Source organism: Bradyrhizobium vignae, assembly GCF_004114425.1.
Classification (GTDB): domain Bacteria; phylum Pseudomonadota; class Alphaproteobacteria; order Rhizobiales; family Xanthobacteraceae; genus Bradyrhizobium; species Bradyrhizobium vignae.
In genome coordinates this window covers 45,469-69,484 of record NZ_RDQF01000041.1, presented here as the reverse complement: position 1 = coordinate 69,484, position 24,016 = coordinate 45,469, and the positions used below count along the sequence as shown (strand labels likewise).

Annotated in this window: 14 protein-coding genes and 2 pseudogenes; 4 read left to right on the top strand and 12 right to left on the bottom strand. The window is 57.7% G+C overall.

Annotated elements, in window-relative coordinates; all coding sequences use genetic code 11:
- Positions 1-60: 60 nt before the first annotated feature.
- Together tnpA and EAV90_RS27745 are read right to left on the bottom strand one after the other, a co-directional pair.
- The gene (gene tnpA, locus EAV90_RS41825) at positions 61-462 is read right to left on the bottom strand and encodes an IS66-like element accessory protein TnpA (protein ID WP_129145275.1); all 402 of its coding nucleotides are present in this window, start codon (positions 460-462) and stop codon (positions 61-63) included.
- A gap of 168 nt (positions 463-630) precedes the next feature.
- Positions 631-951, bottom strand: a complete 321-nt coding sequence (locus EAV90_RS27745; protein WP_129145274.1) for a hypothetical protein — start codon at positions 949-951, stop codon at positions 631-633.
- Positions 952-1,190: 239 nt separating this feature from the next.
- On the opposite strand from EAV90_RS27745, the pseudogene EAV90_RS27740 reads away from it, so the two are divergent.
- A pseudogene (locus EAV90_RS27740) lies at positions 1,191-1,805 on the top strand (ISNCY family transposase); the annotation flags it as partial.
- Here the strand turns inward: EAV90_RS27740 and EAV90_RS27735 are convergent.
- The 3 genes from EAV90_RS27735 to EAV90_RS27725 form a co-directional block, all read right to left on the bottom strand.
- On the bottom strand, positions 1,767-1,985 hold the full coding sequence (locus EAV90_RS27735) for a transposase (protein WP_245509625.1): 219 nt from the start codon (positions 1,983-1,985) through the stop codon (positions 1,767-1,769). The pseudogene EAV90_RS27740 and the gene EAV90_RS27735 sit on opposite strands and share 39 nt — an antisense overlap.
- Positions 1,986-2,588: 603 nt before the next feature.
- On the bottom strand, positions 2,589-3,497 hold the full coding sequence (locus tag EAV90_RS27730) for a TauD/TfdA dioxygenase family protein (RefSeq protein WP_129145273.1): 909 nt from the start codon (positions 3,495-3,497) through the stop codon (positions 2,589-2,591).
- 465 nt (positions 3,498-3,962) lie between these two features.
- Positions 3,963-4,823 carry a MaoC/PaaZ C-terminal domain-containing protein gene (locus EAV90_RS27725; RefSeq protein WP_129145272.1) on the bottom strand — a complete coding sequence of 287 codons (861 nt, stop codon included), beginning with the start codon at positions 4,821-4,823 and terminating at the stop codon, positions 3,963-3,965.
- Between the two features lie 814 nt (positions 4,824-5,637).
- Between EAV90_RS27725 and EAV90_RS27720 the strand changes: the two are divergent.
- Positions 5,638-6,398, top strand: a pseudogene (locus EAV90_RS27720) (IS5 family transposase).
- Positions 6,399-7,372: 974 nt separating this feature from the next.
- On the opposite strand, the gene EAV90_RS27715 reads toward EAV90_RS27720, so the two are convergent.
- Positions 7,373-8,731: an LLM class flavin-dependent oxidoreductase gene (locus EAV90_RS27715; protein WP_129145270.1), complete on the bottom strand. Its 1,359-nt coding sequence runs from the start codon at positions 8,729-8,731 to the stop codon at positions 7,373-7,375.
- A gap of 964 nt (positions 8,732-9,695) precedes the next feature.
- On the opposite strand from EAV90_RS27715, the gene EAV90_RS27710 reads away from it, so the two are divergent.
- The gene (locus EAV90_RS27710) at positions 9,696-10,571 is read left to right on the top strand and encodes a CmcJ/NvfI family oxidoreductase (RefSeq protein WP_245509624.1); all 876 of its coding nucleotides are present in this window, start codon (positions 9,696-9,698) and stop codon (positions 10,569-10,571) included.
- A 1,038-nt stretch (positions 10,572-11,609) separates the two neighbouring features.
- Here EAV90_RS27710 and EAV90_RS27705 read toward each other — a convergent pair.
- The 6 genes from EAV90_RS27705 to EAV90_RS27680 all read right to left on the bottom strand — a co-directional run bounded on the left by EAV90_RS27705 (position 11,610) and on the right by EAV90_RS27680 (position 20,530).
- On the bottom strand, positions 11,610-12,620 hold the full coding sequence (locus EAV90_RS27705) for a polysaccharide deacetylase family protein (protein WP_245509623.1): 1,011 nt from the start codon (positions 12,618-12,620) through the stop codon (positions 11,610-11,612).
- 711 nt (positions 12,621-13,331) lie between these two features.
- A complete protein-coding gene (locus EAV90_RS27700; RefSeq protein ID WP_129145269.1) occupies positions 13,332-15,155 on the bottom strand; it encodes an ABC transporter ATP-binding protein in 1,824 nt (607 codons plus the stop codon).
- Between the two features lie 3 nt (positions 15,156-15,158).
- The gene (locus EAV90_RS27695) at positions 15,159-16,025 is read right to left on the bottom strand and encodes an ABC transporter permease (RefSeq protein WP_129145268.1); all 867 of its coding nucleotides are present in this window, start codon (positions 16,023-16,025) and stop codon (positions 15,159-15,161) included.
- Positions 16,025-16,978: an ABC transporter permease gene (locus EAV90_RS27690; RefSeq protein WP_129145267.1), complete on the bottom strand. Its 954-nt coding sequence runs from the start codon at positions 16,976-16,978 to the stop codon at positions 16,025-16,027. Before EAV90_RS27690 ends, EAV90_RS27695 begins: the two co-directional genes overlap by 1 nt.
- A gap of 64 nt (positions 16,979-17,042) precedes the next feature.
- Positions 17,043-18,629, bottom strand: a complete 1,587-nt coding sequence (locus tag EAV90_RS27685) for an ABC transporter substrate-binding protein (RefSeq protein ID WP_129145266.1) — start codon at positions 18,627-18,629, stop codon at positions 17,043-17,045.
- A gap of 425 nt (positions 18,630-19,054) precedes the next feature.
- On the bottom strand, positions 19,055-20,530 hold the full coding sequence (locus EAV90_RS27680; protein WP_129145283.1) for a 3-hydroxyacyl-CoA dehydrogenase NAD-binding domain-containing protein: 1,476 nt from the start codon (positions 20,528-20,530) through the stop codon (positions 19,055-19,057).
- 1,652 nt (positions 20,531-22,182) lie between these two features.
- Here EAV90_RS27680 and EAV90_RS27675 point away from each other — a divergent pair.
- On the top strand, positions 22,183-23,835 hold the full coding sequence (locus EAV90_RS27675) for a class I adenylate-forming enzyme family protein (protein ID WP_129145265.1): 1,653 nt from the start codon (positions 22,183-22,185) through the stop codon (positions 23,833-23,835).
- Positions 23,836-24,016: the final 181 nt, after the last annotated feature.

The following is a 24,016-nucleotide window of genomic DNA, read 5'->3' as shown; positions in this document are numbered from 1 at the left end:
CTCTGCGCATATCCGTGTAGCCTGTAGCCAGCCACACTCGCACATTCCCTGGTACAGAAATCATCGGCGTCCAAGCACATCGAGGACCCGCGCCAACGCCTCCGGATCGACGTGCGCATCCACCCGGATGCACCGTCGGTTGCCGAGATCGATCTCTATCAATCCAGTACACGCAGCTGCCGCCGAACGAACTCGGCCATCAACCGTAGGCAAAAGCTTCGGAGTTTCTTCAGCCGAGGCTGCTACGGCGGCGATCTGCACCGGCGTAAAAGATGGTGCAACTTGTTCCGATGTCCGTGCTTGGCGACGCCAGGTAAACACCAGGCTGGCCGCTACTCCGTTGCGCCGCGCAACCTCAGTTACCTTCGCGCCCGGTGCCAGCGTCTCCTCGACAATCCGTGCCTTGTCGTCCTGTGACCAACGCCGCCGCCGCTCGAGCCCGCCCAAAACCACGACCCGCATCGCCTGATGACCTTAAAGCTAGACTTAAGGTCACACGCTTCGCGAATTACCACCCGTCACGCAAGACGGTCCTCGTCGGAGGCGTACTGAATGAACGCGCACGGATACGGACGTGCTGCCGTGCGCAACCAGATCCGCTTCGCAGTACCCGGCGGAGGTGATCCCTAGTCATTGAAATGTGCGCACCGGGACCTGCCGCCGTACGGCTGTTCGCCATCGGCGTCCTTCGGCTGCTGCGACCTTTACGTCGGTCAGCAGGTGATCGATCGTCGCCGCGCTCACCTGCAAAACCAGCCACCCCTCATCGGCAGAAAGCTTCAATCTGCCGTGCTGTTCAAGTGCCGGAAGCTCGAACGGGATCATCGCCACGAACCGCTTAATGCAGAGCCGGTCAGATGCGTCCCATAGCACAATCAGTGCATCGCGAATGGAAGCCCCGTAGGTGGTGCCCCGCCGCGGCGGCACGGCCGATCCCGATGCCCCGTCCACTGACAGCGCTCGGATCGCGTGCTTGCGATGCCATCCCGTGACGGCGCAAAGCTCGTCTAGGATTCCGTCACTTCGCGCGCCGATCGCCTGCTCGATAACGCTCGGCTAGCGCTGATGTGATGTCGCGCTTTGCGCGCGTGCTGATCTTCCTTGCCATCGCCGCCACCGAACTGATTCGGCAGCTCCGTTCCAGACGCGACAGGGAAGTTGGCCGGCAACTTTTTTAGTGAGGCAATGCGAGTGCGGCGACGCTCGACCGAGCGCTTCGATTCGTTCGTGAGCAAACCGGCCGGCAGCGCCGTCGCTCTGTGGCAAGTGCTCTGCGACGCAGCATCCCTGTTCGTACTTCAGCGGATTGGGGAGTTCCGGCGCCCGGCTTCGTCGAGGCCGATCTTGTTGCTTACAGCCTCCTTCGGCGCGGGGCAGCTTCGTCCAGACGCTCGTTTTCACGAACATCGCGACCGGTTGGACGGAATGCGCGCCATTTCTAGTGCGCGAACAGAGGTTGTTGAGCACGGTTCTGACCGAACTCGTCAACAGCTACCATTTGCGCTCCTGGGCCTGGACACCGACAACCGACTCTGGGTTCATGAGTGAGACCTTGAAAGAATATTGCGAAACAGGCTGAGATCGTCTTCACGCGTCGCCCCAATCGCAAGAACGATCAGGCCCTTGTCGAGCAGAAGAACGGCGCGGTGGTTCGCCGAATGATCGGCTACCGTCGATTCGAGGGGCTCGCAGCGGCTGCTTTGCAGGCCCAGTTTTATCGTTCGGCCCGCTTGTTGTTCGTGAATTTTTTCCAACCATTGTTCAAATTAATACGAAAGGAGCGCGATGGAGTGCGTGTCAACAAAGCGCCAGGTCACCAATAGAGAACGCGACAAGCCGTACCGCCGGGCTGTCGCCGCAACCAGGCGCGGCTCGGATAGGCTCTCCAAAACAATCCGCGCCTTCTCTTCCTCAGACCAACGCCGCCGCCGGCCCGTATCAACCACTTCCAGTCGATTCAACGTATTGATCGTATGGCTGTCCATACGTACAGTTCTCAACCATCAGGCCAGCCCGCCGCAAGGCGTCTCTCCTCGGAGGCTTACCGTTTGCTCATTTGCTTGCGAATTAATGAGCAAATCATCTCACCCTCAAGCGCTATCTGGGAAGATGGCCCCCACCGGAGGCTCACGCCTGACTCCGACGTCGTGGCCCTCCTTAGCTCGAGACGACGGTCTCAAATTGAAGCCGGATAAGATCGACAAAATCGCGCGTCACCATCAAGCTTGCCAGCGGCGTATCCCGCACGCCTATATCGCATGGCCGTCTTGGCGCCGAACCCAGGCCGAATCAAAGGCTCATCCCAGGCGATGCTAATCTGAGTTCTTCATAGACGACTGCTGTTCGACGGCTCGGCAATGGCGATGTTTGTCGGCATTACAAGCCGGACGCGGTCAATTGAAGGGATGCGCTTGGCACCAAGCGCGTGCTCACGTCAACGCCCCGAGCATCCGTCGAGCGCGTGCCCTTACCGACCGTACGCGCTTGAACTGTATATTGCAGTCAGCAAGTGAGCGGATAAGGGCACAGTGTGCACCGGCCGAGTCTTCTCAATCTTGCGCAATGATCTTGCTGACGTTCGTGGGCGGCTACTTAGAGGGCCTGACGCGCATTACGCTGGACCTGCCATCGACGTTGACGGGCACCTCGCCGGCGATGGTAGCTCGGAGAAGTAGACGACGTTGGTCACCATAATCAGTAATTGCGTAATGTTGCGTGGCGCGGTTATCCCACATCGCAACATCGCCTTCCTTCCAGCTCCATCGCACGGTGTTTTCGAGCGCCGTGATATGAGACTTGAAAAGATCGAACAGCTTCTGGCCGTCATATTTCGGGATGCCAACAAAATGCCGCACCCCGTCGCCGAGCACCAGTGCCCGTTCGCCCGTCTCGGGGTGAACTCGGACAACGGGATGCTCGGTTTCATAGATCGTTCTGGTATAGACCTTATCCCAATGCTCCTTGTCCGCATCCCTGGCGCGGGGCATAATCGCATGGTCGAAGGCGTTGCTGTAAAGGACCCAGAGCTCGTCGGCAAGGCGTTGCAGTGGCGACGGCAGGTCGAGATAGGCTGCGACAGTGTTGGACCAGACTGTATCGCCGCCGAATGGTGGGATCACAGCGGCTCTCAGCACCGCAATTTTCGGATAGGCATCGATGAAGGTCAAATCGGCGTGCCAAAGATCAGCCCGGTTTCCGGCGTGGCGCAAATCAATTTCGACGATCGACTCCGTTCCCTTTTTGGCGCCCATGATTGGATGCGGCACAAGCCGTCCGAAACGTTGAGCAAAGCGCTCCTGCTCGGAGTCATCGAGATGACTCTGGTCACGGAAGAAGATTACTTTGTGCTCGAGCAGCGCCCCATTGATCGCAGCGATCGTCTGGTCCGGCAAATCGCCCGAGAGCTTGATATTCCTGATTTCAGCGCCGATGCGCGCTGCGCGCTTCACGACGTCGGCACGCGGAATGACATTACCTATCAAGGCCGTTTCGCTCATTGTGGCACTCTCCAACGTTTGGTTTCCGAGAAAGCTATTTTAGGTGCAAACGGATGCGTGAAGGCCGTGCGATCGCGAACAAGCCGCAAAGAAGGAAAGTCCCCTGGTCTTGCCTTCACTCATTGTTGCCGAATCTAAATAGCAACATCCGTGCCACCGACTCAGTGCGCATCAACTCCCTGACCTGAACCTCTACATTTCAGACTACGGTGTTTTGAACCTGACAGCTCTTCTGCTCTTTGTTATATGTTGAACGCCAATCGCGCTTCGGGCCAAAATAGCTCAGCATCATCGGCGGCCCCAAGATGGAGTGGCGCGTAATGCCGCCACCACAAATCAGATCATGTCGCATCTACGGCCACAGCCTTGCGAGTGATATCGGGCTTCGCGCTGGCGGACGCCTCATATGCGCTTCGTCAGGCTAGGACTTTGTTTCCAGCTTCCTTAGACTCCCGATTAAAAAAACTAGCCTAGCACTGTCTGCCCATTCTTGGCTACGGCAACTCGGCGCTCTCGAACATGACCTTCGAACGAAATCGAATTGCCGTCCTTCCAGAGATCAACTCTCATGATCTCGCCCGGAAATACCGGGGCCGAAAACCGGACGCGATGACGACGAAACGCAGAGGGATCGTAATCTGCATACGTTTGCAGCACGGCCCTGCAGGTCAGTCCGTAAGTGCACATGCCGTGGAGAATGGGCTTAAGAAAACCGGCTCGACGCGCGAATTCTGGATCGCTGTGCAAGGGATTTCGATCACCCAACAGACGATAGATCAGTGCCTGGTCAGGCCGGATCGGAATGTCGACTGACCTGTCCGGCGCTCGGCGGGGTACTTGGTGCGGCTTTGGCAATCCCTCTGATGGTCCTCTAAAACCGCCATCGCCTCTCGCAAAGATCGAAGAAAAGATCGTGACGATCTTTTCACGTTCCCCATCCCTGACGACGATTTCAATCTGAATGATAGCGCCTTTCTCCTTGCCCTTGTCGTACACGCCGCGCACGCGCGCATCCGCTGTGACGCTGGCCACGACAGGAATCGGCTTGTGAAACATAATGTCACACTCGCCATCAAGGAGCATGACGCGGTTGAGGTCAATGACGCCGGGTCGCGCTCCCCATACACAGACCGACGCAAAGGTCGGAACCACCTTCAGCGGCTTGGGTTTTGCAAAGGCCTCGTTTACAAATTGAAGCTCTCTTTCGTCCAGAGGATCGGCGCCCATCCCGATGCCAAGCGCATAGAGCATTACCTCGCGGTCGCTCCACGAATAGGGAGCCGCTTCGGTTTTGAGTTTGAGTACCGCTGGATAGTCGATCGGCATCGGCTTCCTATTGCTGTTTTCGTGCGGTGGATTCTTACGAGCTTAAGTCCGCTGTCTTCGTATTTCTCTCGCAGCTATACCTTAACGCAGGACCATGTTGGTCTTCGTAAGAACGCGGCACACCTGGTTCAAGGGAAGGAGAGCACTCGCCTTGCGCATCCGCGTGCACTCAGCCCTCAATCGGAGTTGCTCCGTCTCAAAAGCAATAGCCATACCAGCGCCGTGGGCGCGAATTAAGCGCCTGAGTGCGCATTGAAAACCCTCTACGGCACCCGAAGATTGCCCGGTGTTGGATCTGATGGCTTTGTGCAGCTGTCTTGATTGCGGACGATTTGCGAACATCGGCGTATAAGACTTTGAGACGGCTTCCCCAAGCGCCTGGAATGTTCGTTTGCACCTAACGCACTATTTGGTCACTTGCCGCCAAATAGTGATAGGCTGAACCGAAGCTATAAAGTGCTCTTGCGCGAGTAGCCTCGCCCGAGACACCGTTTTGATCGAGGCGATATTTTTGCCGCGCTTCCGCAAAAAGTCCCCCATGTGTCACTTGCGTCGTATTCAAGAGGAGTACTTCTCCTCCGTTTTATTGTTCTCGAAGTGAAAGAACGCCAATTGCATCAGCTATCCCATTTCCTTCTGAATGCGGGTACCAACTCTTAATCGTGCCGCGCATTGACGCTCATGAAGTATTTGGGTGGAAGAAAATCAGAACAGCAAGCAGCCCAAAGTTTCCTGCAATCCTAGACTAGGGTCTGTACCTAATTAGCGATCTCTGATTCCTTCGCACCAAGTTGATTCGGGATGGGGGACTTCGGTGCGCAAAGGGCTGTTCTGGCTGAACGACAAGCAGTGGGCTCAGATCGAGCCGCATCTGCCAACGAACCAGACCGGCCCGGCGCGCGATGACGATCGACGCATCATCAGCGGTATCATTCACATGCTTCAGTGCGGCGCACGCTGGCGCGATTGCCCGCCCGACTATGGTCCTTACACGACGATCTACAATCGTTTCAATCGCTGGGCTAAGCGCGGACATTGGCAGGCGATCTTTGAAGCGCTCGCCCGCTGCGGCAAGGATGGCGTGACCTTGTCCATCGACTCCACCTCGATCAAGGCGCATCGCTCGGCGAGCGGTGGAAAAGGGGGGAGCATGAACAGGCGATCGGACGCTCGCGCGGTGGGCGGACCACGAAAATCCACGCGCTGAGCGACCCTGATTGCAGACCTTGCGCATTTCATCTCACTCCGGGACAAGACGCAGATATTGCCGCAGGGCCGTCCCTTTTGAAACTCGCGCCGCCCATGTCTGCCCTCATTGGGGACAAAGGCTACGATGGCGACGGCTTTCGCGCCGAAATCGCCAATCGCGGCGCAAAGCCCGTCATTCCAAACAAATCCAACAGGGTGACCCTCCACACTTTCAGCAAACGCGCCTACAAAGGGCGCAATGTTATCGAGCGCTGTTTCTGCCGGCTCAAGGATTTCAGGCGTGTCGCAACTCGCTACGACAAACTTGCCAGGAACTTCTTGGCTGCCGTACACCTCGCCGCCATCGTCGCCTATTGGATCAATTGAGTCTGAACCCTAGTTCCCCAGCAACTTGATATGTAACGCTGTCTGCCTCACAGCCGTGCCGTTGCGGATCAAAATGCGCAATCTCGACTGAGAGCGTCCGCACCGGAAGGTACATCCAAGCCATTGCTCCCGATTGTCACAAGCATACACCTTGTGAAGCTCTAGGGATTAATTGTTGTCCGACATTCGCCCTTCCCGCTTGAGTTAGAGACCATCTCCTTGAGACAATCCCCACACGTTCGCGGTACGAGACGATCTAAATTCTGTCGGCTATTTTGGCCCGGAACACATAAAGTGCCCCATCGAACCGCTCGCATCGGTTCATGGGCCGGATTCTCCAGTCGGGTTCGCCCTATCACGGCTTCCATCCGGCGCGAGGACGCCTCGGCGACCGCATCAGCCCTGTCATCGCCGCGGCCGCTACAACTTCGGCCTGTTCCTGCGATAGCTCGCAGCACTCTTGCATGCCATCATCCGAACCCTCGGCGAAACTGATGCCATGGCGCGGCAAGCGGCGGAATGGTGACCTGCAAGGCCTAGAGGCAGGTATCCAGCGGCAACAATGAATGCCGCAGGAAGGGAGCCGCCACCACCTTGTGGCCTTCTCGTCAGGAGAGAGCACGATCGACCGCGCGGCCTTCGGTCCCATCGGCATCATGGATAAAGCTGCGCTGCGCCATTTAGCGACGGTCTTTTGGTCGAGACCCTATCGCTCCGGCTAAGTCTTTGAGCGGAGCCTTCGACGGCTGTATCGCAGTTCGGATGCCATGGGTGGTAGTGGCGGCCATGGAGTACCCGTCCGTCATAATACCTCCCGGAAGGCGGATCAGATTGACTGAGTCTTCCGCACTCCGGGACTACACACCTAGGCCAATCGCTCGAGGCTGATACCACCTGCCTCAAATGTGGCGCTAGGGGTGGCGCTCGCAAAGTTCAAACGTCGTCGATAGCCTACGCCAGCATGGGATCTTTTTTCACGAACGACTGCTTACACCTACCTGCGCGAACCGATTTGCTGGCCTCTTAAGACCAAGGTTCTCTCGTAGTGTTTGTCCGGAATATGCGGATCTGAATTTGCCTCGTCTTCGCAATTCGGGAACGACGAGATCAACAAAGTCCTTGAATCCGCCGGGAAGGGTCGCCGGGATAACGTTGAACCCGTCAGCCGCATGTCGATCAAATGTTTCCACCATGGCGTTGGCGATTTCGTCCGGCGTTCCAACGACCATGAGATGTCCTTTGGTATCCGATATGAAGCGGATCAGCTGTCTCCAGGTGAACTTTTGGCGTGCCGCCACGTCGAGGTATACTTTCTGACGGCTCTGTATGAAATTTGACTGCGGTAAAGTCTCGGGGACCAATGAGTCGAGGTTTAATGAACGCAGCTCAGCCACAGACCCCAACCCACGTTCGGCCATTCCTATCTGTACGTCGATGTGCTCATACGAATGTAGCCTTTCGAGCTTCTCAGATGCTTCTTGCTTAGTCCTCCCAACGATTGGGATTAAGCCCGGCATGACTAGCAACTGATGGTCTTCACGCCCGAGCGTGCGCGCTTTCCCTTTGAGAGTTGTGTAATATTTTTGACCGTGCTCCAAGTAAGGTGCAGCAGTGAACACGACCTCGCCGAATTCTGCAGCGAACTCAATTCCGGTATCGGATGCGCCAGCTTGAACCAATACGGGATATCCTTGCGGCGGCCTTGCGATGTTCAGCGGGCCTCTGACCGATAGGTAGTCCCCTCGGTGGTTAAGTAAATGCAGTTTCGCGGTGTCAGCGAAAATGCCACTTCGTTTGTCGCGAATGAAGGCGTCATCTTCCCATGAGTCCCAAAGACCCTTCACGACTTCGACGAATTCTCTCGCGCGAGCGTAGCGCGCCTCATGATCTGGAAGATCCTCTTCGCCAAAGTTTGCGGCTTCGCGCCTGAACCCGGAGGTGACAATGTTCCAGCCGGCTCGGCCCATCGATAGGTGGTCGAGCGAGGCGAACATGCGTGCAAGATGATAAGGCTGATTGTAGGTCGTTGTCGCGGTCCCGACAAGGCCGATACTTTGTGTTCTCGATGAAAGCGCCGACAACAGCGTGATTGGCTCGAAGCCATCGTTGCGGCTTGAACGAGCTATGTGCGCATCGTCCAATTCAGATACGCTTGGGTTATCGGCGAGAAATATCAAGTGAAATGCCGCTCGTTCGGCAAGGGCTGCCAGATGAGCATAGTGGCCGATATCAACTCCGCAGTTTGCTGGCGCGCTCGGATCGCGCCATGCGCCTTCGTGATATCCCGCAGCCCAGAGGAACACTCCAAGCTTCATTTCATTATTGCGTTGCATGTCATCTCTCCTTTGTTGACTATTCTCGCATCGCATTTAGCTAGCAGGTGTTGTATTCATTAGGCGCCCAGGAACACAGCGACGCGTCACGGAATCTCGTCTTCTATCGAAAGTCCAAGAGAAGGACTGTCGCAGAATGCAGGCACCCAAATCGGACCGAAAGTCGCTGGAACGATGTCAGTCCATGTAAGGCAGACCTGCTCTGCTAGTTCACGATCGCTAAGCACAAAAGGCGCCCGCTCGAGGGACGGAGGTGCGTGGCAGGGAACGCATTTTCGAAGATGCTTAGCCGCTATTCAGCTGGCGCGCTCGGCGATTGCGCAAGCACCCATGGTGCGGGTCCATGGAAAAGAAGATATCTGGGAGGGTGAGGGATGTCGGTCGGGACATATTTGCCAGGATTATCTCTGCAGGTGACGAGTCATCGCATCGACTAAGACCATTGGGGCCAACTGATTGTGGGTGATGTTGCATGCTAAACTCCTTACAGGTTATGTTGGACCGCCCCTCGCTCATCGAGCGTAGGTAGACATGCGTCTGGTATCCAGATCAATCATTAGCATTGGTAGTTGCGGAAATTATACATCACGCAGCACCTGCCAACCTGTACTCAGACCACTGTATTGTGAGTTGCCGCGCGAGTCTCATGGGGATGCTGGGGGTAAGAAATGGCTGAGCTGCGATGGCGACTGCCTTGACATCGCATTCCATCTCGCTCAGCAAACAACGTGGGCAGTTGCCCATGAAACAAGGGGCGATTGGAGGCGCCGGCGTCTCCGAACTCGCGAATTCCTAGGTTAATGCTGAGTGACTATGTAAAGCGAGGGTTATCTTGCGCGTGCTCCGAGAATTGGTAGGCAGACTCTCTGCCCTTCTGCTGTATTCTTCAGGGAAGACGCAGTTCGCGACTGAAGCGCCGCGATAAACCGCGTTTTCGGCGTCCTAATAATGGAGACAACCAGCCATGGGAAATCCGGAGCGTGCCTTACCGTCAGCAGAAGCAAGCCGAGCTCACTTGGAGTGCGTGCAAGGCCGAATTAATTTTGTTCGGCGCACGTCCGACGAAGAAGGTCCCGAGGTGTCTTTGTTAGGGTCATTTCCAAACGCGCTGTTTGGTCACATACCCCACCCGCCACCTATGCTCAGCTACGATGTCACCATTCGAAACGCGCGTCCGATCCTGAACGAATTATCCCTTGATCGGGAAGGCTTCACTTTAATTCAGCACAAGATATCCAGTGCAACCGAGGGTGATCCGGAGATTATGTACGACCGGTACCTGGAAGAGATGGTTCCGTTCATCAAGAAGTACTTCAGTGCGTCATGGGTGGTGCCCCGCCGACAAGCCGTCATTTTTCGTTCTGCCGGCGGTAGCTCTATTCCCAGAGTAAAGGAGCCAATTGTATGGGCTCATATAGACTACGCGCCCATCCTCGGCCCTGTGGCTGCCGCGATTGCGAGTCAATCACAGGGGATTCCGCTTCGATCCTATTCGCGGTTGATGATTGTTCAATCTTGGCATGCGCTCTCGCTGCCCCCGCAGGATTTCCCCTTAGCGATCTGCGATGGCACCTCCGTTCACGATGCGGATATAAAGGTGGTGGACAACGTATTTGACGGCACCGCCCTTAAGCTCGGCATGGTGCACTTCAACCCCGCTCAGCGCTGGTACTACTTTCCGGAAATGAATGCGGGCGAGCTTATTCTGTTTAAGGCCTATGATTCCGCGGAGGATTGCAATCCGAAGACAGTTCATTCGGCGTTCGATAATCGTCGAGCGTATCCCAATGCAAAGCCTCGTGAGAGTATCGAGGCTCGCTTCTTCGTATACTACGAGTGAGCGGCTGAGAGTCTGACGTTTCTATGTTGGTCAAATCCGAGGGGGATCAGTAGGCGTGAGCTGCGAGGGGCGACGCGCCTTCTTTTTCATGCTTTCCAATCCGAGTACCCCGATCATCCGACATGGTGTCACTGCCCGTCTCCATTTCACGCGTCAGGGTCTGGGCTGTACTCAATAGAAGTCTCGTCCGGGTGCTCTTGTCATGTTAGGAGATGCGGGTTCGGCGCTCCGTTCTGCGAGGCTGCTATTCTCTAAGCTGGGATTCGGACGCCACCATGGATGGGCGAGCCTTCCTCTGTGAAGTACGCAAGCGAGCGCGGCGGGCTGTCCTGCAATCACGCGGCCAGGCGATCGGGGTTGCTGTCAGCACGGTCGTTGGATGGGCGCCGCGGCAGCGTGAGACCGGCAGCCTCGCGCCTGGCAAAATGGATGGGCACCGGCCGAAAAGCGATTTCTGGCAGAACGCCGTGTCAGGGTACGAGAACGGATGTGCGTGATTTCACCTCGCGGGCTGCTTGCGAGCTCGCCGAACGCGGGCTGAAGGGCGACGGTCTGGGACTTCGCCCGTGCCGAGAAGCTCATCTTCAAGACGCAGAGTCATCTACCGCATTCTGTTCTTCAATTTCGGGCGCATCATCGAGAAGGGACCTTCTGATTAGTTACTCTCCTTACCGAGTAATGAGCAACGAAGCAGTTTCTACTCAGATTTTCGCCGGGTCTTTAATTTTGATGCCCGCGTTTGGTCAAGCCATCCTGCCTTCTCCCATTCTGTCTGCAAGTCCCGTGGTGGAGTTGATCAGCCAAGCTCGCACGGAGACCTACGTCCACTTCAACGTCAAGATGCGACGACGATGGCCGGCGCCTTACTTCCTAATAGTTAGCCTCGTCTCGACATCTTTGGCTTGAGCGGAAGTTTGCAAAAGCAACGGCTGCAGCCGACTCCAGTTTTGCGGTCGGCGAAGGCACGGTGTTGGATGGACATCGGATCCCGGACAATCATAAGTAGACCGCTGACGAACGCGTGATCTCCCGCGAGGCTTACCGTTGCGAAATATTCCCGTTTTCGCTGTGTCGAAGAAAGGGGGAGACGATCGGTCCTTCATTTGGCGTGTTCGCAATCTTTAGCCAGGCACTCGCCACGTCACGGCTTCGTGCGAACCAGACATTGTCGTGCTTTCTGATATAAGCGATGAGTTCGCGCAGCATGCGGATACGCGACGGGCGGCCGGTCAATTGCGGATGCATGATGAGATTGAAGTAGCCGCCCGACAGATAGGCCTCGTCGAACTCCGCCTTCCAAATCGAGAGCACGTGGTCGTTGGTGGCTATCGGCCGGTGACACTTGACACCGGTCAAAAGATACTGAGCGTCATCCATGCTCCAGTGCCACGGCAATTCGATGACGCTGGGGGTTCCGTCCTCTAAGACGTGGCGGTAGGGCTCGATGTCGTCCAGCATGGTACTGTCGTAGACGAAACCTCTTTCGGACAGAAGGCGGATTAGATTTTCACTCGTCTCTCCGGATGGGGCGCGATAGCCTAGGGGAGCAACACCAATGACACGTTGGATCGATTCAATACCCTTTTCAAGCTCCTCGACTTCCATCTCCAGGTTGTTCGGGTCAATTGATTTGTGAAGATAGCCGTGGTGGCCGATTTCATGATTGGCTTTTGCGATCTTCTCGACGATAAGGGTCCTGTTGTCGACGACCCACCCGGGCACGAAGAAAGTGGCAGGCAACTCTTGGTCGGCAAGAAGTTCGAGGATCTTGGGTACGCCTATCTTCGCGCCGTAGGTCCCCTGCGACAATGTGCCGGGACGATCGACATTGGTCGGGTCGCGCCCGAGCCACAAGGTCTCTGCATCGAAATCGAAAGTGAGATTGACGGCGATCTTGGCACCGTTTGGCCATGGGATGTTTGGCAAGCGCTGTCTCCAGTGTGGGCTGCTGATTATGACGAGATCAACTTCCGGCGCAATTTGCATCAGTAGGCGGAGGGCGGCGTAAGCAGCTTCGTGATTAACCGCGATATCGAGCGAATCGCGCAACGGCGCTTCAGGAGCTCGAGGCAGCGAAGATCGGCCGCGAGAATCTTCTTGGTGAGAGAAATGATAAATGCTCGACCGAGCTCACTCCAAAACATTGACACATCTGTATCGCTTTCGACATCACCGAACCTTGAAGCAAGAGAATATATCTGGTGGATCGCGACGGCAGCTGAACTCCAGCAGTTGTGGTCGCGAACCAGTCCTCAACTTCTCGCCATTCTGTTTGTAACAGCCACCAAAGATCTTGTTCACTTTGCTCCCCCGATACTCACATGTCCTGGCGCTGTTTGAAAAATCAACCTGATAACTTCGCAACTCGATTCCCAAGCGTTCAGTAGTCATTGCTTGGTTGCGATTGAGAATGTAGCGTCCGCTACGTATATCGATTAAGCGAACCAGCACGCCTTTCGCGCCTCCAATAGGCGCACACGTCGAGGATCCGTGACCATTTTAGCGGATGCAGGACATCTTGGAACTACCAAGATCCGTAGCCGAATTTGTTGTTGGGTTCCATCGACCCACCTTCGGGTGAAGGACGACAGCCAACTTTCTGGTTAGCGCCACCTTCGCACGCTTGCTTCCTTGGAGGTGCAACACGCGCCGCCTAAGCCTTCATTTGAGACCATCGGGTTGATGGCGTGAGAACAATGTTGGCGCGCTTCGCAAACAACAAATCGTCCTCATAGCAACGACGAGGCGCCGTCGGAGCATTCACGGAGTGAACAGCTCAATGAGCTCCTGTTCCGTTCGCTGGCAACGGATTTCGGCACCTTTCGATAGCAATCGTACTGGTATTCCCTCAACATCGCAGCGGCCCTGGATGCGCACCGCACATCGCTCGAAAAAGCGACAGGTCTCCCCGCCAGCCACCCCAGCGATTGCAGCTGATGTTTCCTTCGGCATCATCTCACTAATGCCGTCGAGCCAGCCTTGCCGAAGCTCCGGCACCGAGGAGATGAGGAGATCTGAATAAGGATGCCGCGGGCGCTGATGCAAGGCACCACGACTGCCGTACTCCATTCTCTGTCCAGCATAAAGAACCATCACCTCATCACACACCGCCTTCACTGTAGACAGGTCGTGGCTGATGAAGAGGTAGGCAACGCCTAGATCGCGCTGCAACTTGGCGAGGAGGTCCAGGATCGCGGCGCGGACCACCGTGTCGAGCCCGGACGTCACCTCGTCGCATAGGATGAGCGAGGGTTCCGCCGCGAGCGCCCTTGCGAGATTGACCCGCTGCTTTTGTCCGCCCGAGAGTTCACTCGGAAAAAGATCGGCCACCGCTGCTGGCAGGTGCACCATGTCGAGGAGTTCGGCCACGCATCGCCGCCGCTTGTCACCAACAAGGCCGTTGTAGAACTCGAGTGGCCGCCCGAGGATGCGTCCGATTGAGCGCGCTGGATTCAGCGCGGTATCGGCTATCTGGAAAACGATCTGGATGCGGCGCAGCTGGTCGCGCGTCCGGTGAGCGGCGTTCCGCGGTAGCTTCGTGCCGTTGAGTAGCACCTCTCCGCGCGTCGCAGGCAGAAGCCCGGCGATGACGCGGGCGAGCGTGCTTTTGCCGCTGCCGGATTCTCCAATCACGCCAAGCGTACTGCCCGCTTTGATGCTGAACCCCACATCGCGTAGCAACGGGACTGCCGGAATACCACGCTCATCCACGGCACCGTGTCCGGCAACAACGTTCATCACCTTGAGGACTGGCGGGACAGAGGTTTCCTTCCTTATTCCGTTCGTGGCTGCCCGCACCCGCGGCTTGGCGGCAGCGAGGAGAATCTTGGTGTAGTCGTTTCTCGGTTGGGTGAGGATGCGCCCGGTCGAAGCCACCTCGCGGATGATGCCGTCGCGCAGCACGATAATGCGGTCCGCCATCTGGGCGACCACGGCGAGGTCGTGCGAGACGTAGACTGCAGTCGTGCCGCGCTTCTTGATCGCCGTTTTGAAGACGCGAAGCACCTCGATCTGGGTCGTCACATCAAGCGCGGTGGTCGGCTCGTCGAAGATGACGAGCTTCGGGTCTGTGACAAGCGCCATGGCAGCAAGCAGGCGCTGAATCTGACCGCCCGAGACTTGGTGCGAATAGCGTTGGCCGATATGATCGGGATTGGGCAGCGCGAGTTCGCGGAAGAGCGCAATCGCCTTGGCCTCGGCTTCGGCCGCAGACATGACGCGGTGAATTTGTGAGCTTTCAATCACCTGCCTGAGAAGCGGATGTGCCGGATTGAATGAGGCGGCTGCGCACTGCGGCACGTAGGCAATATCGCGGCCGCGGACGATTGAGAGATCACGCGACCTCATATCCAGCAGGCTTTGTCCATCGAACGTGATGCTGCCGCCGGCGATCTTGATACCCGACCGGGTATGGCCCATCAACGACAGCGCAATCGTGGTCTTGCCCGAACCGGATTCGCCTATTAGCGCGACGACTTCGCCGCGCTGAACCTCAAAACTCACATCCTTCACAATGGCGCGGTTATTTCCGCGCTCATCACGCGCGGTGACGCATAGGCGGTCGACTTTCACTAGGGGAGCCATCGCTCAGTGCTCCACGGTTGAGGACCAGCGCCTTGGCAGATTGTCAACGAGAAGGTTAACTCCGACGGTCAGCGTCGCTATCGCAATGGCTGGCATGATGACAGCGGGTGCTCCATCAGCTAGGCCGTCGATGTTTTCGCGGACGAGCGAGCCCCAGTCGGCGTCCGGCGGCTGCACGCCGAGCCCAACAAAAGAAAGACTCGACAGGAGGAGGACGGCGAACATGAAGCGCAGACCGAAATCGGTCAGCACTGGGCCCGAAATGTTCGGCAGGATCTCTTCGCGAATCAGGTACGCTGTACTCTCCCCGCGAGCACGCGCGACCTCGACGAAATCGAGCGCGTTCACGTTAATCGCGAGCCCACGCCAAATGCGGAATACACCAGGCGTAAAGATCCCGGCGACGGTCGCGATCAACACCGGGATCGAGGATCCGAGCGCTGCAATGAGGACGAGTGCGGACATCTTGCTTGGGATAGAGATCAGCGCGTCGAAGAGACGGCTGAGCGTCATGTCGACCGGCCCGCGCGAGACGGCGGCCAGCATGCCGAGGCTACCGCCCATCAGGACCGCGAGGAACGTCGCCACTGTCGCGACGCCGATCGAATAGCGTGCCCCGACGAGGATGCGGCTCAGGACATCGCGGCCGAGATAGTCGCTACCGAGCGGAAACTTCCAGCGCATATGCCCGAACAGGTCATCGTCGAGCAGCGCCCCGGCGTCGTGAGGGGCGATGTACGGACCGATGATCGCCACGACAACCCAGAAAGCGACTATCGTAGCGCCGACCATCCCGCCGAGCGACAGGGGCAGTCGACGGCGCGGCTGCGCGGGTGCTTCGATAGCCGTGTTGTTATGATCGACGCTCATCAATGGCGAAGCCTCGGGTTGGATAGCATCCCGGCGATATCAGCCAACGCGACGAGAAAAAGATAGGCTGCACAGTAGATAATAACGCAGGCCTGGATGAGCGGCATGTCCCGTGTCGCCACTGCATCGACCAAAAGGCGTCCTAGGCCGGGAAAGTTAAATATGGTCTCGACAATAACAGCTCCGCCAAGCAGGTGTGAAACGCTGAGCGCAACCGCGTTAGCGATCGGTCCGATCGCGTTCGGCACGGCGTGGTTCAGCACGATGCGCATCGGGCGCGCGCCCTTGAGTACAGCTGTCTCAACATAGGACGAGCGCAGGCAGTCAATCACGGCCGCCCGCGTCGTGCGCATGATTTGGGCGATCAGCACGCAGCTAAGAGTGAAGACGGGAAGCGCGAATAGCTGGAAGATTTGATTGAGCGAAAGGAGTCCAGCCGAGTAGGAGAGCGCCGGAAACCAACGCAGGTTCACAGCAAACATGATTACCGCGAGTGTCGCGATGACGAGCTCCGGAACCGACACGAGCGACATAGTCGCCAAGCTGACTGTGCGGTCGTAGAGACTGTCTTGCCAAATCGCTGAGCTAATACCAAGAATGAGCGACATCGGCACGCATACCACGATTGTCACCGAAGCGAGCATCAGTGAGTTCGGCAGTCGAGTTGCAACGAGTTCGGCAATAGGTAGATTGTTGACTAGTGAGTTGCCAGGATCCCCGGTTAGCAGCCGACCGAGCCACAGCAAGTAGCGCAGATAGGCAGGCTGATCCAGGTGAAGGGCTCGTCTCAGTCCCTCGACCGCATCTGGCGTTGCGTTTTGACCGTACACAGCCTGTGCGACGTCGCCGGGCAACATCTCAGTTCCGAGGAAGACTGCAACCGATACGAAAAGAAGGGTCAGGATCGCGATCGCGATTCTGCTCACCAGGAGACGAACCAGGAGGGCGTTCATGGCCTTTTTCCAGCGGCTGCGCTACATCGCAGAACGCGCCTTTCTGGCGCTACCGCAACTCCGCTCATTGATCGAGCCATACGTGTTCAGCGAAACTATCAGCCATCATGCCGCCGACGGCGATTGGCAACAGACCTTTAAGGTCGCTGTCGTGCGCGTCGAGATAGCTGGCGAACACCGGGATGCAAACGCCCGAGCCGTCGTGGATCAGACTCTGCATCTCACGGTACACCTGTCCCCTTTTACCAGTATCGGCCTCGGCGCGGGCCTCGAGTAGGAGTGCGTCGAACCGCTCGTTGCGCCAAGCGCTCTCGTTCCAGGGCGCCCGCGATTGGAAGAAGGTGGTGAAAGCAATATCGGGGGTCGCTTTTGGGGGGACAGAGCTGAAGAAGATCGGACGTTTCATGTAGTAGTTCCACCAATAGCCCTCGGCTGGTACGCGCTGGAGCTGAAAATTCAGGCCGATCTCCCGGCCGCTTTGCTGCAGCAACAGCGCGATCTCTTCCGAGTTCCTCGCCGCTGGCGAGATGACGATCGGGAAGGTTTGATTACCGAAGCCTGAGCGCTGCAGGTGGAAGGCGGCCTTGTCGAGGTCAAATGGCCGCTGCGGCAGGCCCGGATCGTAGAAGGGGCTAGTCGGGCCGATCGGCTGGTCGTTGGCGACAGTCGCGAAATTTCGGTAGACGGCGCGGGCAATTTGCTCGCGATTGAACAAGTGCTTGACCGCGAGCACAAAGTCCGGATTCGATCCGGGCGCTTGGTCGAGCCGGATTACGAGGTCTTGGTAGGCGCCGCACTTGGTTTCGAAGAGCGACAGGTTCGGGGCCGTGACAATGCGCCGCGCCGAACGCTGACTGACCGAATTGATGAGTTGTACGTTGCCCGCGAGCAATGCATTAACCCGCGCCGATTCGTCGGTAATGCCGAAAAATTCGATCTCGTCGAGATAGGGCTTCCCGGGCCTGAAGTACTCGGAATTGCGCATGGCGATCGTGCGCCCGCCCGGTTGGAATTCCTGGCACTCATAAGGGCCGGTGCCGTTTGCCGTACGAAAATCGGTGGCACCATCTTTGACAACGAGAAAATGCCAGATGGACAAGATCGCGGGCAACTCGTAATTGGGGCCGCTGAGGATGATGCGCACCTCGCGCGGCCCGGTCGCGGTGATCTCCTCGATCGCGGTAACGAGGCTACGTCCACCCGAGCCTACAGCCGGATCTTTATGGCGGCGCAGAGAATACACGACGTCGGCCGAGGTCAGCGGCGTCCCGTCATGAAAGCGTACGTCACGCCGCAGTTTGATGTTCCAGATAGTTGCGCGTTGACTTGGCGTAATTTCTTCGGCGAGGTCGAGCTCGGTCGAAAGCTCCTCATTGAAACGAGTCAGCCCATTGTAGAACATAAACAAGCGCACATTGTCAGATGAGTTCATGGCCCTCGCCGGGTCAAGCGTCTCGGCGGTCGAACTTTGCGAGTGCGCAACCTTGATCCTGCCGCCCCGGCGAGGGGTTTGCGCATGCGCGATGCTAGCGGAGATCGCAAATGTGCCAGCCGCGGCAGCCGACATACCGGACCCAATGAGGAGATTGGTCAACTCCCGACGCGACATCCCGCGTCGTAAAGCCTCAACCCCGAATCCGACATCGCTCATTGTTTCCTCTCTTCTCGCGTTACACAAAGTTCCTGGCTCGCCAATGCCGACCAGAGGCATTTTGGTACTTTGGGTTCTGCACGCAAATACCTGGCTGTTACCGCAGACGATCTCGGCGCAAAAATACCCTTCGAGCGCACCTTGTTAGCAAGGAATTTCTGTCGGCCGCAGAACTGACGGCGCTTTGTTGCTTTCCATTTTGATGCCCATCGATATTGGGCCGCAACGCTCGCGCACAGGTCATAGCCAGTGCACGGGGCACGGGCCACGACATTCTCGAGGTCTCCGGCGGGCGCGGCACAACGGTCGCTTGCTGCGTAGCTGCTTACTAGGCATGGCGGTTGCTCTGAAGCCTCCCGAACGGAGTAAGCGTCTTGTGTGCGGTGTCTTGGGCAGTTGTCGCGTCCCGCCAGGTGAGTTCGCGGTCAGCGCAGGCGGACGTTTTCGCGCTCCGGATGGGGCAGCTCCGCGTGCAGTCGCGCTAACTCCAGCACACGCTCGCGCACATGCCCCTGCACGGGTCCGCGGTGCCCGTTGCCGGCGTTAATATGAACCAGCAGCTGCTCGCCTGTGACCATCGGCTCCTCGTCGCCCTCGCGCGTGAGCACGTGCAACAGACGAATGCACATGTCGTCGGCACCGAGGATTTGCGTGAGGACCTGGACGCAATCGCCGGCGTAGAGTTCCCTGAGGTAAGAGAGGTGCATCTCGATTAGGCGGTACCCGCCGTTGTTTGAACGGTACTCGCCGTCGACGCCGATGTAACGGAGCAGGTTCTCGGTGGCGATGCCGAAGAGCTGAGGGTAGTGGCTCTCAGTGTCCTGCGCGTTCCACTCAGAAGTTATCTGCCCTGTCGCCGTCCGCAGCGGGCCGGAGCCGCTGGTTAGCTGTGGAAGGCGGTCGCGCAGCCCTTGCTCCCAAAGCGCGAGCGTCTCACCTGCGCCGTAACCCTGAGCGCGCAAGCCCTGCAGCACGGCGACGAGGCAATCGTCGCGCTTCTGTTCGAGCTCAGGGATCGTCAGCTTCCCGGCCTGTGTCTCAGACTGCTCGGCGAGTTTGTCGAGGAAAGCGTCGGTAAACTCCGGCACCTCGGTGAGCTTCGTCCAGGGCAACTTCAGCTCGGGTGCGAATCGCTCCATCGCACGGCGCGCGCTGGTCTCGGCAACCGTGACGCGGTAGCCTTGCACAGGCCCCATCACCGGACGGCGCAGTCCGAAGGAGTAGCGAACCGCATCGTCGACCTCCTGCACGGTAGCCACATCGTCATGCACCAGCCACAGCGCCTCACGGAACACCGCCTCCTGCAGCCGGTTAGCGATGAACCCGTCCACTTCTTTGCGCATCACAAGGGGGTACATCCCCACCGCACGGTAAATCTCCGCCCCCCGCACCAGCGCCTCAGGCGCCGTTTGCTGTCCGGCGCATAATTCAACCAGCGGCAGCAGATATACTGGGTTGAACGGGTGCGCGACGAGCATGCGCTCGGGATGGTCAACGTCCGCCTGCAGCAATGACGGCCGAAGGCCCGAGGTCGAGGAGCAAATCAGGGTCTCCGGCGCCGCCGCTTGACTGGCGGCCGCGAGCAGCGGCCGCTTGAGCTCCAAACGTTCCGGCACCGACTCCTGCACGAGCTCCACGCCGCGCACAGCGTCCGCGACCGACGTCACCACTGTCAGCGAACCCTCGACTGGAAGCGAGACCAGCGTCAGCCGCCGATATGCCCGCCGCGCGTCGGCCAGTATCTTCTGCACGCGCTCGACCGTATTAGCCGAACGGGCGTACAGCCGCACGTCCACTCCGTTCAGGAGAAAACGTGCAGCCCACCCGCCGCCGATCAACCCGCCCCCCAGCAGTCCGACCGCTCGCGGCCGCCACCCCGATAAGTTTGAACTCGCAGGCATGAACTTTGGCCCCGCAGCGATTAACATCGCAACACACTTCTTGGCTGCCGCTGTTCAGCTAGCCAAATACTCGCGCCTCCAAATCCCTTTTCGCGCCCGCGGCGGGCAACGTCTCACATTTTGCTTTCGGCGGATCGCAATCACCGCAGCACTTGCCGCGTCGAGGCGCCTCATTCCCTGGAGGAGGTGCGTATACATCTTTCGAACCACTGCGTGGATCGCGTAACGAGCAGCCTGCGTTACTGCATACCCTCTGGTATGATCGCGAAACATCGAGAAGGTATAGTTTGCCCTCCGACATGCAAACGGATTAGCCACTCTTACCATTGCTGCCCATTGCCTATCGTGATGCGCTGCATAATGGCCTCGTCGGCTTAGTCACTAATTATCGGTACATCATCAACAACGATCGAGACACTACCTACTCTGGGGGGACAATCGTTCGCTATTTGCAATCGTTCGCTGTTTGGAGAACCCGGGTTGACGAAGCATCTGATTTCACCGAACTGGGCTGTGTCTGATGCCGGCATGCAGCTCGCACGCTTAGCTCCAGGCTGAGCAACCATATCGCGGTCTTATAGCCAATAAACTCGTCCCGTGACGCTGAAGCTTGTTGTGCGGCTCTCTCTGTTGTTGGAGAATGGGACGCACGCAAACGCGCCATACCCAAGGTCAGCTCGATCGGACGGTGAAGAAGCCCTGAACGCGGAGTCTTATTCCTATCGACGTTCACACAAGGACGCTCACGCGGGCCCGGCTTACGTTCGGGAAAGGTGAGTGGAGCTGCGACAGATTGGTGACACCTTCGGTATTGTGAGGAATGCGCCGTGGGGGCGGCCTTGGCTGGGATGACCGGTGTGGTGCAGCGATGATTGAAGTTGGGCGCAGGCAATGTGTCCAAGATGTGTCACAAGCAGCGCCATAGAGGTTCGGCGTCCTTCGTTTTGGAGAAAGCGGTTATGACCAAGGCGGGAGCCTCGAGTCCCTCAATCGTGGGTGCGGGCGTTCCGGCTCATTGCGTTTGGTGAAGGAAGTGCTCCTAACTGTTACCAGCTCGCCGACTTGGTCGACGATATCATCCCAGCAAGCTGCAGTGCCCACTGCCCCCGCGCCCGCTTCAAAAGAGCTGTAAGGTCTTTGCTCCAGGATAAACAGATCCTTACAAATCGGCGTACAGTATTCCTCACCAGAGTAGGTAGTGTTTTGATTCTCCTTAACGAGGTACGATCAACTACTAGCTTGTCGTGGATCAATTCGGCAGCTCATCTGCATAGGACAAGGTGCAGCAATGGCAGTGTTCTTGGTCTGTTGCACGTCTCACGGTTCCCTCAAGTACATGATGAATATGCTCATAGGACCACGAGACTATCTCTACGAGTTTTCGATCGCAAAAGCCGACATCGAGTCGCAAAGTGTGCAACGCATCGTTCGGCGTTTGCGCGATTCGAGATTTTGATGCGAGTGAAGAGCTGCGCGTTCGCCTGTTCGAGCGCCGGTAATGGTGGCGCGCCTGACAACAGTGGAATCTCCGACGATCAGGCCGAGTTCTGGGAAAACGCGACGCCGGACCAGCAACCGGAGAACACTCTCAAATGGGTAGGTCTCGTCCCCGTTGGCAGACTAGGTTGGTTCCCTGACTTGCAAGGTTTACGATGATAGCCTCTACGAAATTGACACAAACTCAGCTAAAGAAACGCCTCGCAAATGCGTTGCGCCAGATCGAGGCGCTGGAATCCGCATATGAGACCATCACAATCGGACAGCTGGTTGAAAGGCGGGCGAGAACGCACGGCTCAACGATCGCAATTGACGTCTTCGACCGCGGCGAGCGCGCGACCTACGCCGAGATGGACCGATTGTCCAACAAACATGCGCATGCACTGCGTGCATTGGGCGTACGCAAGGGCGATCGCATTGGGGTGATGCTACCCAATCGGATCGTATTCCCTATCTTGTGGTTCGCCATTGCGAAGCTCGGTGCGGTGACGGTCCCGATCAATATGCGCTACACGCGCAGGGAGATCGAATACGTTCTTAGCGACACACAAGCCGAGTTCGCTGTCGTCGACGAGTCCGTATGGACATCGTTCTCCGCGATGGAGCGTTGGCCGCGAAATCTAGCCAAGGACCGAGCGATTCTGGTTGGACAGTCTTTCGGCGAAACGGCCGTCACCCTCGATGAATTGCTCAAGGGTGTCGATGAGTCTCCTGTGCAGGAGGATGTCCGGCCCGACGACCTTTTGAATATTCAGTATACCTCAGGGACAACCGGCTTTCCAAAGGGCTGCATGTTGACGCACGACTACTGGGGTGTGTTCTCGTACCAGGCGATGTGTTGGGAGCAGCCGTACCAGAGGTATTTATCTGCGCAGCCTTTCTTCTATATCGATCCGCCAGCGCATCTTCTCAAGTCGTATCGACAAGGCGGCACGCTCTACTTGGCTCCCAAACTCAGCTCGACGCGCTTCATCGGTTGGGTCAAGCAGCACCGCATCGAGTGGTGCCAGTTTCCAGAGCTGATAGCGCGGCAAGCCGAGGCCGCCGACGAAGATGGGGCGACGTGCCTGAAGCAAATCCTGAATTGGGGTTGGAATCCGGATACGATACGCCGGTTCCGGAGGCGGTTTCGAGTGCGCACGGAGGAAGCGTACGGGATGACGGAAATTGGCTTCGGCACCCGAATGACGGACCAACTGGACGAGTTGGCCGACTCGGGTTCGGTTGGGATTTGCGCACCTTTTCGAGCGCTGCGGCTGATGAACGAGGATGGCAAGCCGACGCCGGTCGGCGACGTCGGCGAGCTCTGGGTGAGGGGGCGTGGGATCTTCAAGGGCTATTGGAACAAACCGGAAGCAAATGCCGCGTTGTTTGAAGGCGAATGGTTCAAAACCGGTGATCTGGTGCGTCGCGATGAACTCGGCTTTCATTGGCTGGTGGGGCGCACGAAGGACATGATCCGCCGCTCAAGCGAGAACATCGCGGCACGAGAGGTGGAGGCGGTCATCCGCGAGATTCCCGAGATTGTGGATGTGGCCGCCGTGCCCGTTCCCGACGTGAAGCGCGGCGAGGAAGTCAAGATTTGCGTCGAGCTGAGGGAAGGCAGCACACCGGACAATCTGGCTGTGGCGCGCATTCTGGAGCATGCCCGTGCGCATCTTGCGGTGTTCAAGGTGCCGCGGTACATTTCCTTCACGCCGGCGCTTCCTAGAGCCACCACCAGCAATAAAGTCCTCAAACGTGAGCTGATGGCCGTGAGTGATCCGCTTGCCGGCGCCTACGACACTGAGAAGAAGCGCTGGTGCTGAACCCGACTGGCCGATCTCGGCTTGGCAACTCGGCGACAGGCTCGAACGCGCATCTTCAGCCTGCCTGCTTCTGGTAGTGTTGCGTCAGCTTGACGGGCTTTATACTGCGGGCTCTGTAGGCAACCAAGATCTTCGAGAAGAGCTTCGAGACGAAGAGGTCCGAGAAAGGTGTCGGTGTGGT

Bases quoted from the DNA above. Each gene is read 5' to 3' on its own strand.
- EAV90_RS27725 (WP_129145272.1), bottom strand. From the start codon at position 4,823: ATGCCGATCGACTATCCAGCGGTACTCAAACTCAAAACCGAAGCGGCT.
- EAV90_RS27695 (WP_129145268.1), bottom strand. From the start codon at position 16,025: ATGAGCGTCGATCATAACAACACGGCTATCGAAGCACCCGCGCAGCCG.
- tnpA (WP_129145275.1), bottom strand. From the start codon at position 462: ATGCGGGTCGTGGTTTTGGGCGGGCTCGAGCGGCGGCGGCGTTGGTCA.
- EAV90_RS27680 (WP_129145283.1), bottom strand. From the start codon at position 20,530: ATGCCTGCGAGTTCAAACTTATCGGGGTGGCGGCCGCGAGCGGTCGGA.
- EAV90_RS27730 (WP_129145273.1), bottom strand. From the start codon at position 3,497: ATGAGCGAAACGGCCTTGATAGGTAATGTCATTCCGCGTGCCGACGTC.
- EAV90_RS27690 (WP_129145267.1), bottom strand. From the start codon at position 16,978: ATGAACGCCCTCCTGGTTCGTCTCCTGGTGAGCAGAATCGCGATCGCG.
- EAV90_RS27700 (WP_129145269.1), bottom strand. From the start codon at position 15,155: ATGGCTCCCCTAGTGAAAGTCGACCGCCTATGCGTCACCGCGCGTGAT.
- EAV90_RS27715 (WP_129145270.1), bottom strand. From the start codon at position 8,731: ATGCAACGCAATAATGAAATGAAGCTTGGAGTGTTCCTCTGGGCTGCG.
- EAV90_RS27735 (WP_245509625.1), bottom strand. From the start codon at position 1,985: ATGGACAGCCATACGATCAATACGTTGAATCGACTGGAAGTGGTTGAT.
- EAV90_RS27675 (WP_129145265.1), top strand. From the start codon at position 22,183: ATGATAGCCTCTACGAAATTGACACAAACTCAGCTAAAGAAACGCCTC.
- EAV90_RS27685 (WP_129145266.1), bottom strand. From the start codon at position 18,629: ATGAGCGATGTCGGATTCGGGGTTGAGGCTTTACGACGCGGGATGTCG.
- EAV90_RS27710 (WP_245509624.1), top strand. From the start codon at position 9,696: ATGGGAAATCCGGAGCGTGCCTTACCGTCAGCAGAAGCAAGCCGAGCT.